This window comes from Dysgonomonas sp. GY75 (genome assembly GCF_015234155.1).
GTDB classification, from domain to species: Bacteria; Bacteroidota; Bacteroidia; order Bacteroidales; family Dysgonomonadaceae; genus Dysgonomonas; species Dysgonomonas gadei.
Window position 1 is genome coordinate 1 of the sequence record NZ_JADCLQ010000016.1, and the last position, 1,795, is coordinate 1,795.

Sequence of the window (1,795 nt, forward strand, 5' to 3'; positions counted from 1 at the left end):
AAATTTCAGAACTCCGTTTAGCTGTCCTATCTTTGCGATAAGACAATAATCCGGCAGTAACACCCCCGGGGCAAGTCCCGGGATTGAAATCCCCGGGAGTACGAGAAATTTGCCGGTAAACGAACAATACATATGGTAACAATAATTACAATCCAATCTTAAACTATGGCGACATTAAAATTTATCCTGCGTCCCTCCGCGCGTGGGGGTCGCAGCCAGGGGAGCCTTTGCCTCCGGCTGATCCACGGGCGGAAAGTCAAAGTGATCACCAGTCCGCTGCGTCTGTACCCCGCGGAGTGGGACGCGGTTTGTCAAAGGGTGGTCCTTCCGGAAGAAGGCAATCCGCGTTGGCCTTACCTGTCCAGGGCTGCGGAGAGCCTTTGCGGTTACCGGGAACAGTTCGCAGAAATAGCCTGTCGGCTGGAGAAAGCGGGGCGTTATACGGTTGATGACATCCTGCATAACTACCGTTGCGGCCATAGCCCGGCCGGCCTTTACGGCTTCGCCGACCAGCAGGCCCGTCAGCTGCTTCGCGGCGGTCAGGAGCGTACCGCGCGTGCTTACCGTACCGTCAGCCGCGGGCTTATCCGTTTCAATAAGGGGCATGACATTCCCTTAAGCCATATCAACGCCTGTATGATGAAAGAGTTCGAGACCTACCTGAAGGAGCGTGGCAAGGCGATGAATACGATCTCTTACTATATGCGCGTGCTGCGCGCTATCTATTGGAAAGCGGTTAAAGAGAAAGTGACCGAACCCAAGCGTGACAATCCTTTTGAAAATGTATTCACGGGCTTCCAGCAAACCCGCAAAAGGGCGTTGGATATCGAGAGCCTCCGCGCGCTGAACAGCCTTGATTTTTCCACTTTGCTGGAACAGCAGAGCCTCCGGCCTGCGGATAGCAGTGAACTTCCGGAAGGATCACGGCCTTTGGACAGCGGCCTTTATACCTCGTGGCGCTACTTTTTCTTTTGTTTCCATGCCCGTGGGATGAGCTTTGTCGATATGGCTTACCTGCGCAAGGAAAATATCCGCCAGGGCGTGATCAGCTACTACCGCAAAAAGACCGGCCAGAAGATCGAGGTGACGCTCACCCCGTCCTTACAGCGGCTGATCGACAGCTTCAGCGGCGAGGTCCGCCACAGCCCCTACCTTTTCCCCATCATCCGGGATGCGGGCAGGCCCGCGCGCCTGCAATACGAGAACGGCCTGCGCCTGCAGAATAAACGCCTGAAAAAGCTGTCCGCTTTAGCGGGTATCGGAGGGAAGTTATCGACCCATGTCTCCCGCCACAGCTGGGCTACCACGGGCAAGAAACAGAACCTGCCGCTGTGGGTTATCAGCGAGGGGCTTGGCCACTCCTCGGAGAAGATGACCTATACCTACCTGGCCTCCTTCGACCGCTCGACCCTGGACCGTGCCAACGAGCAGATCGCACTGGCCCTGTCAGCACCGCCGGCCGGTAACGGCGGCTTCGCCCCTTTGCAGGGCTGACAGGTTTCTTAGCCTTGACAAACAAAAGCTATGCATCTTAACAAATAACTGACTGCTGTATTTATATAGCGGCAGATTTTTTTTTGTTTCTACCTGAATATAAAATATTTATTTTATATTTGCAATCATATTTTAACTGAAAAGCGGAAAAGAGGGGCTAATTTGGAGCCGGATCACACAAAACTGAACATTTTGCGTTAATTTTACTGTTTAGTCTGAACACCTGACACTTACCAAGTGCCGGAACCTGTTTGTTTAACGCATATAAACATATGCAAAAGTAAACGTTATTTTATCAAAT

General features: G+C 52.5%; 1 protein-coding gene. It reads left to right on the forward strand.

What is annotated here, in order from left to right; genetic code table 11:
* The first annotated feature begins 165 nt into the window (after positions 1 to 165).
* Positions 166 to 1,494 carry a site-specific integrase gene (locus IR083_RS09145; RefSeq protein ID WP_194224064.1) on the forward strand — a complete coding sequence of 443 codons (1,329 nt, stop codon included), beginning with the start codon at positions 166 to 168 and terminating at the stop codon, positions 1,492 to 1,494.
* Positions 1,495 to 1,795 lie beyond the last annotated feature (301 nt).